This window comes from Sorangium sp. So ce327 (genome assembly GCF_051530205.1).
GTDB classification, from domain to species: domain Bacteria; phylum Myxococcota_A; class Polyangia; order Polyangiales; family Polyangiaceae; genus Sorangium; species Sorangium cellulosum_B.
This window is the reverse complement of the sequence record NZ_CP150330.1, coordinates 11982203-11989834: the sequence shown is the minus strand read 5'-3', so window position 1 is coordinate 11989834 and position 7632 is coordinate 11982203. Positions and strand designations below refer to the sequence as shown.

Sequence of the window (7632 nt, the reverse complement as noted above, 5' to 3'; positions counted from 1 at the left end):
CCCGGGCCCCGCGGCGGCGCGCCCGCGTTGCCGCGCTCAGCCCTCGCGCTCCGAGTACCCCTCTGCCATCGCCGCGACGATCTTGCGCGGCCCCTTGAACGGGTTGCGCGCGTGCGCCGTGAGCATGTTGTCGAGCATCAGGACATCGCCCGTCTCCCACGGGAAGCTGACCTTCAGCTCGTCGAGCACGCCGCGGATCTCGTCGAGCACGGAATCCTCGATCGGCTCTCCGTTGCCGTAGTACACGTTGCGCGGGAGCTCGTCCTCGCTCACCACGTCGAGCAGCGCCTCACGCACCTCCGCCTCGAGGCCGGAGATGTGAAACAGGTGTGCCTGGTTGAACCACACCATGTCTCCCGTCTTCGGGTGGCGCGCGACGGCCTGGCAGGTCTGCCGCGTCCGCAGCTCGCCGTCGTCCTTCCACTCGCAGACGATGCCGTGGCGCTCGCAGTACGCGGAGACCGCGGCCCGGTCGTCGGTCTCGAAGACCTTCGGCCACGGCACGTCGAGGCCGTTGCCGAAGTTCCGCACGTACATGAGCCCGTGGCGCACGAAGCGCTCGCGGATCCGCGCATCGACGCGCCGGTACACCTCGCGGCTGTCGGCGATGGGCGTCTCGCCTCCCTCCTCGGCGGCGAGGGCGCAGTAAAACCAGATCTTCATCGGCCACTCGCGGCTGTACGCCTGCTCGTTGTGGAGCGGGATGTGCTGGTGCGCCGGGTACTCGGTGGACGAATACACGCCTTCGACAAGCTTCGTGCGCGGCGTCGACCCGAACTCGTAGCCGAGGAGCGGGTGCCCGAAGGCGGCCGCGAGCTCGCGGAAGCCCGCGACGCCATCGACGTGGAAGCCGCGAAACAGGACGCCGCCGTGATCGAGCAGGTGCTCGTCGACGTGCCGCGCGAGCTCCGCGAACACGCTCATGATCCTCTCGCCTCGCCGCGCCGGCGACAGCACGAGCGGCAGCCGGCCGAGCAACATCGACGTCTTCACCGCGGTCCGATCGTCCGGACGGACCTCCGTTTGCACCGAGCTCATCAAGCGCTCCTCGCGCCAACGCGCGCGCAAGACACAACACCCCCGCCGCTCCACGAGCAGCAGCGCTCCGCTCGTCACGAGCGGGCCCTGCGCCGCGGCGGAGTCACCACGCAGCCAGCACGCCGCCCCGCGGCGAGCCCGCGCTCAGGCCGTCACCGCCTCCTCACGAGGCGCGGCCCGCGGCGCGCGCTCGCCGTCCTCCGGAGGCGGCGCTCACCCGAGAGACGAGCCGGCTGCACCGCGCTGCGACGGGGCGGCGGCTCGTGTCACGTCAAGACGACTCAGCTCGACGCCCGCTCCATGTGCTGTCGCAGGCTGAGCGGTCGCATGTCCGTCCAGCGCTCCTTGATGAACTCGAGGCACTCCTGCTTCTTGCCGGTCTTGCCCGCCTCGCGCCAGCCCTTCGGCAGGTCGAGGTAGTCGGGCCAGATCGAGTACTGCTCCTCGTGATTCACGACCACCTTGAACACTGTATCTTCACTATCCCAGCTCATCGTGACATCTCACCTTGTGGGTTGTTCAGGCGCCCATCAGGGCGGGCGCCGGTCCGTCGTCGCGCAGGGCGTCTCCGTCGCTCCGGGCGACGAGCCTGCCAAATTCGAGCTTGATGCAGCGATCGGCCAGGTGGAAGTAGCGATCATCGTGCGTGATCGCGAGCACGGTCTTCCCTCTGGCCTTGAGATCGGGGAGGAGGCGTTTGTAGAACACCTCTTTGAAGGAGGGGTCCTGGTCGGCCGCCCACTCGTCGAACACGTAGATCGGCCGATCTTCCAGGTAGGAGACGAGCAGCGCGAGGCGCTTTCGCTGCCCCTGGGAGAGCGCCGTGGTGGAGAGCACCCCGTCGACCACCTTGACCTTGTGATCGAGCTCCAGCTCGACGAGCAACCTGCGCGCGCGCTCGTCGAGGCGGGCGTGCTCGAAGCCGACCAGGCTGTCGAACAGGAAGAAGTCGGAGAACACCGCGGCGAAATGCTGGCGGTAGGCGTCGCGCGTGGCGTCGGTGACCGGCTCGCCGTTCAGGGAGATCTCCCCGCCTTCGGGCGCATACAGCCCGACGAGCAGCTTCGCGAGCGTGGTCTTGCCGCTCCCGTTGCCGCCGACGAGGAACACGACCTCTCCGGCGCGGAGCTCGATGTCGATGGGGCCGAGCAGGAAGGCGCTGTCCTCGAGCTCGCGGTAGTACGAGTGGGTGACGCGCCGCAGCCGGAGCCGCTCGAACGGGGGCGGCGCGGCCGCGGCGGCGGGCGGCTCTGCGCCTTCGAGGCTGCCGGCGACCTGGTGGATGCGCTCCAGCGCGATGCGGGCGCGGCTGACGCTCGGGATCGCCATGAGCACGGCGTCCATCGGGAGCATCATGTACAGGAACACAAGGGCGTACCCGGACATGACGTGCGCCTCGACATCGAAGATGCGGCCGAAGATGAACAGGACCGCTCCGATGAAGACGAAGAACAGGAAGCTGCCCCAGCTCTCCGCGACGACGTAGATCGTCATGCCCTTCACGCGCTCTGCGCGCACGGTCTCGATGCTGCGCGCGAGCAGGTGGGACAGGAAGGCCTGCTTGCGCGGCCTGTGGAGCTTGAGCTCCTTCGCCCCGTCGAACAGGGCGCGGAAGTGGTGAAACAGCCCGTCCTCGTGCTTGCGTGAGGTGCGCAGGAAGTCGAGGGCCCTCGTGTGGGCGCGGAGGTACGCCGACGAGCCCAGCAAGACCATGAGGGCGGCGAAGAGGAACACCTTCCACGAGAGGACGCAGAGGTAGACGAGGCACCCCAGGACGACGGCGCCGTTCATGATGAGGTTGGGGAGGGTCACGAAGAACTGGGAGACCGTCCCGATGTCCTCCGTGAGCACGGCGAGGATACGCGCCGATCCCTGGACCTCGAGGTGGCGATAGGGCGCGTCGGCGACCTTGCCGCTCACGAACGCGCGCATCGAGGCGAGCGTGCCCTGGCTGAGGTGCACGAACAGCGATTGCGAGATCCAGCGGGCCGCGAGCACGACGAGGCTGAGCCCGGCGAACTTCCACCCGAGCGCGGGCATCGCGCCGGATTCTGCGGTGAGCGCCTGGTTGATGACGGCGACGAGCGCCGCTCCGCAGAGGCCGCTGACAAGGCTCGTGACGAGCGCCGCGAGCAGCAGCCAGCGCGACGACTGGATCAGGAACGCGAGCAGCGCCGCGCCCCGCCATCTCTCCTTTCGCTGCGACACGCCTCCGCCGAGCGTCTCCGCTGCTTCGTTCATCCCTCTCTCCGCGCTGCCTCGCGGCCGCCGGCCGCCGTGTCGCTCGCTCCCCGCGCCTCGTCCCCGTCGCGGGGGCGACGCCCTCGCTCAGGAGGGGCGGCGCCCGCCCGTGGCGGTCGAGGTTGCGAAGCCTCCCCCATGTACAGTGCGCCCCCAAACACGTCAATGGAAATTGAATGTCATTTTCATTCTCAAGATGGGCGCGGATGCCGCTGTCGGTGGAAATTTGTATCAGCCTTGTGCGTCGCACGTGGCGCTGGCTCCAGGGCGGCGAAGGACCGCTCCCTGAGCGCTCACGGGCTCGAGCGCAGGCCCCCTTCGCGTGCCTCGCGGCGCTGGAGTCCGCTGGGCGCGCCGCGCGGTTCGCGCTCGGCCAGCGGGCGTCGGGCGAGCTGCGGCTGTCGCAGGAGCTCTATCGGCGCGACGTCAAGCGCTTGTGCACGCGGCGTGCTGGCCGGGTTCCGGGCGCCGACGCCGCTCCCATGGAGACCGGGCCGGCGGCGGCCGCAGCGCGCGGCTCACGGCGCAGCTCGCCGCGGCTCAGATTGAAGAGGCGGCGAGGATCTTCGGTCAGGCGCTGGCTGCGGCTTCTCTGTAGCTGTCGTTCGGGGGGAGGGATCTCGGGGACACGGAGACGCCGTGTTCAGGATTCGGTCGTGGCGAGCAGCTCCCTGGCGTCGCTGACCACCGCGGCGCGGCGGATCCAGCGGTCCAGCTCGTCGAGATCGGTGCTCGCGAGGACGCGCTCTCGCACCTCGACGGGGACCTCCAGCCCGCGGGCCTCGAGGACGGCGAGCACCGCCTGTGCCTTGGTCTTCAGGGTGCCCTCCCGCATCCCTTCCTCTCGCCCCTTCGCCACGTAGCTGCGCGCGAATTCGCTCTGAAACTGGTAACCGCTCTTCATCATCGCCTCCAACTTCCGCCTCGCCGCTGCGTTCAGCGAGGATAGCACCAGGTCCCCGTAGACGGCTCGGCGCTCCTCATCGAGCTCGTCCGCCGCTGCCAAGAAAGCCAAGCCGATCGCCTCCGCCGCCTCGCTCTGTCCGTGCGCCATGGCCGAGAGCACGGCCACCTCGGGCGCCGCCTTCGCCTGCTCGGCGTCGGTGACGACCGGGACGCCCTGGGGCCCGAGCACCAGCGGCGTCAGCGCCCAGCCAAGGTGGCCAGTGTCGATCGGCCGCGCGCTCCACCGCGCCATCGCTGCGTTGATGGTGACGACCAGCAGCTGGGTCGGGCAGCGGTGCCGGGCGCGCGTCTGGGTGACGTACACGGGCCAGACGTAGGGCTTGTCCGGGTCCACACCGAGCTGGACCTCGACCACGATCGCCATCGCGGGCCGTTGCTGCTCGCCGACCAGCAGCACGACGACGACATCGGCGCGGCGGTCGGAAGGCACGATCTCGGTGAGGTCGGAGGTCTCGACGCGCGCCTCCGTGAAGGTCGGGACCGGATGGCCGAGCGCGTCGTGCAGCATCTCGGCGGCCAGCGTCGGCCGGTTCTTGAACAGCTCCACCAGAGCTTCATGGGTCACTGAGGGCATCGGGTAGTCTCACGAGTGGTTGCAATCATGCTGGATTTGCGTGGCGCGCCAGGCTCATGCGGTGGGGCCCGCAGGAGCCGAGCGGCCACCTCCCACTCATGAATTCCGGGCTGCTCCTCGGATTCGTCACGCCGAGTGCCCTGCGTGTGCTCCGACGGCCAGGGCTCGTGGGCTCCACGGGAGGGCTCGGGCGTACACGAGAGGAATTGGGCCCTCGACCGCTCCGAGACGCTACCGACGATGGTTGGTGTTCACGCAGCCGTTACCGAGCTGAATCGCCGCTGCTGCGCAGGAGCGCCCCTCGCACCGCGCGCAGCCCCTCGGTCAAGCTCACATAACGCGGGATCGCGTACCGCTCGCACACGACATCCACGTTGCCCTTGCGCCAGAACCCCTCCGGACAGACGACATGCATCTTCCCGGAGCGCCCGAACAGGCCGAGCTCCAGCAAGCTGATCGGCGCCTTCGAGCCCGGCGCGAAGTACATCAAGATGACGTCCGCCTCCTCGAGCCCGCGGAGCTCCCATTGCACCTGCTCCACGAAGCTCGGGTTCTCGAGGCTCTGCGCCCAGCCCGGCTCCCACCGCTCCCGCCTCGGGTTGAGGATCACCACCTCGAGATCCGCGAGCTCCTCCGCGACGCGCGCCTGCCACAGCTCGGCCTGGCCGTTGTCGATGGATCCGGCGAGGAACAGCTTCGGACCCGTCAATCCGTCGAACGGCCGCGGCGCCAGCACCTCGATCATGGGGAACACCTCGCGGATGAGAACACGTGGACGACGATCGCCATGCGGGCCGCTCCCCTCCCCCGCCCCGTAACCCGTAACCCGTAACCCGTAAACGCTCAGCCCGCTCCGCCGTGCCCGTGCCCGCAGCCTCGCTTCGGCTCGGGCTCGCCCTTCGACGGCGGCGGGGGCACCGGGGCGCACGTGCAGTCGAGGCACCCGTGCTCCGCGCAGCTCCCGCACGACGCGACCACCTGCTTGCGGAGGGCCTCGCGGGCGCGGAAGAGGCGCACCGCCGCGTTGTTCGCGGTGATCGACGCCTCCTCGGCGAAGGCCTGCACCGAGAGGCCGTCGACCTCCACGCGCTGGATCGCGGCGGCGTACTCGGGCTTCAGCGTGCCGGCCAGCGCCCGGACGCACTGGCAGACCGCGCGGTGCTCCACCTCGGGCTGGGCCGCCTCGTCGAGCTCGGCGGCCAGCGCGGCCATCGCCCGCTCCGACGCGCCCTTTCGCCGGAAATGGTCGACCACGGCGTTCCGGAGGGTCCGATAGAACCACGCCGTGGCCGACTCCTCGTCGCGCAGGCTGTCGATGCGCCCTATGCCCCGCACGAAGGCGTCCTGCAGGATGTCCTCGGCGATGGCGCGATTGCCCACCTTCCGTTCCAGGAAGCGCAGGAACTCCCGGTGGCTCTCGACGAGGGTCGCGACCGCCGAAGACCGCGCGTCCTCGGCGCCTTCGCTCGGCGGCTCGGCGCGCTCGGCGCGCTCGGGCCTTCGCTCTGGCTCGCTCTCGCTCATGACGCACCAGGCTATCCACGAGGGACGCCCTGCGCCACCGCGCCACGACACAAAGCGATGGCCCGCGTGACCGGTCGGGTCAGAATGTCCTCCTCTTCACCGGGAGGCTTGAATGACGCTTCAGAGGGTGCTCGTCCTGGCCAGCGTGGGGCTCCTGCCGGCCTGCTCAGGGGCAGATGCCGATGCCCCGCTGTCGTCCACGCCGCGCTGCAGTGCGTCGCCGGAGTGCGCCGCCACGCCCGACACGCCGCTGTGCGACCAGGCGCTCGGCGCGTGCGTCGAGCTGCCGCCGGGATCTGCGATCGGCGTGAAGGATGGCAGTCCGTCCTCGGTCGCGCTCGTGTCCGTCTTCGAGCCGAACCGGCAGCGCGAGCCGACCGACCTCGCCTTCAACCCGGAGCGGCCCGAGGAGCTCTGGGTCGTCAACCGCAAGGACGACAGCGTGATCATCATCACGAAGCCCGGCGCGCCCGACGGCTCGTGGGTCCGCCTCCGCGACCCCGCCGCGGCGCACTTCATGGACCAGCCGCCCGCGATCGCCTTCGGCCACCCGGGCACGTTCGGGGTCTGCGGCGACAACGACAACGGCGGCAACTACTTCATGGGCCCGTCGCTCTTCTCGTCGGATCTCTCGATCTTCGCCACGGAGACGCCCGACGGCCTCGGGTCGCACCTCGACATGCTCCACTCGAGCTCCTTCTGCAAGGGCATCGCGCACGAGCAGGCCAACGTCTACTGGGTCTTCAACGGCAACGACAAGTCGCTCGACCGGTACGACTTCGCCCACGATCACGGCCCCGGTCACGACGACCACTCCGACGGCGAGATCTACCGCTATGCCGCCGGCGAGGTGCTCGGCGTCGAGGCCATGTCGAGCCATATCTTCTACAGCGCCAAGGAAGAGCGCCTCTACGTCGCCGACACAGGCCACAAGCGGCTGCTCAAGCTGGATCCCACGAGCGGCGTGCCCGGCGCGAGCTTCGACGGGCAAGAGCCGGTCAAGGTGCGCAGGCACATGGACGGCGCCACCCTCATCGAGTTCGTCCCCCCGGGGACGCTCGAGGCCCCGAGCGGCCTCGAGGTCCACGAGGGCCTCGTCTACGTCACGGATCACGCGACCAGCCGGATCTACGCCTTCGACACGGCAGGGCAGGTGGTCCGCACCCTGGACACGGGCCTGCCCGCGGGCTCGCTCGCGGGGATCACCTTCGGGCCGGACGGCAAGCTCTACCTCGTCGACATGCTGACGAGCCGGGTCTACCGCATCGATCCGATCCTCTGAGGCGGCC

7 protein-coding genes are annotated in these 7632 nt (G+C 69.6%); 1 reads left to right on the top strand and 6 read right to left on the bottom strand.

Annotated elements, in window-relative coordinates:
* Positions 1–36: 36 nt before the first annotated feature.
* The 6 genes from WME95_RS45035 to WME95_RS45010 form a co-directional block, all read right to left on the bottom strand.
* Positions 37–981, bottom strand: coding sequence for a TauD/TfdA family dioxygenase (locus tag WME95_RS45035; protein ID WP_437911093.1), 945 nt, complete (start codon positions 979–981; stop codon positions 37–39).
* 338 nt (positions 982–1319) lie between these two features.
* Positions 1320–1532, bottom strand: coding sequence for an MbtH family protein (locus WME95_RS45030; protein WP_437905371.1), 213 nt, complete (start codon positions 1530–1532; stop codon positions 1320–1322).
* A 25-nt stretch (positions 1533–1557) separates the two neighbouring features.
* Entirely contained in the window at positions 1558–3279 is a 1722-nt protein-coding gene (locus WME95_RS45025; RefSeq protein WP_437905369.1) for a cyclic peptide export ABC transporter, read from the bottom strand.
* Between the two features lie 643 nt (positions 3280–3922).
* Entirely contained in the window at positions 3923–4819 is an 897-nt protein-coding gene (locus tag WME95_RS45020; RefSeq protein ID WP_437905368.1) for a hypothetical protein, read from the bottom strand.
* A 262-nt stretch (positions 4820–5081) separates the two neighbouring features.
* Complete coding sequence (locus WME95_RS45015; RefSeq protein WP_437905367.1) at positions 5082–5564, bottom strand: nucleoside 2-deoxyribosyltransferase domain-containing protein; 483 nt, start codon at positions 5562–5564, stop codon at positions 5082–5084.
* A 98-nt stretch (positions 5565–5662) separates the two neighbouring features.
* Positions 5663–6343: an RNA polymerase sigma factor gene (locus WME95_RS45010; RefSeq protein WP_437905366.1), complete on the bottom strand. Its 681-nt coding sequence runs from the start codon at positions 6341–6343 to the stop codon at positions 5663–5665.
* Between the two features lie 112 nt (positions 6344–6455).
* Between WME95_RS45010 and WME95_RS45005 the strand changes: the two genes are divergently transcribed.
* Positions 6456–7625 carry a hypothetical protein gene (locus WME95_RS45005; RefSeq protein ID WP_437905364.1) on the top strand — a complete coding sequence of 390 codons (1170 nt, stop codon included), beginning with the start codon at positions 6456–6458 and terminating at the stop codon, positions 7623–7625.
* The last annotated feature ends 7 nt before the right edge of the window (positions 7626–7632 follow it).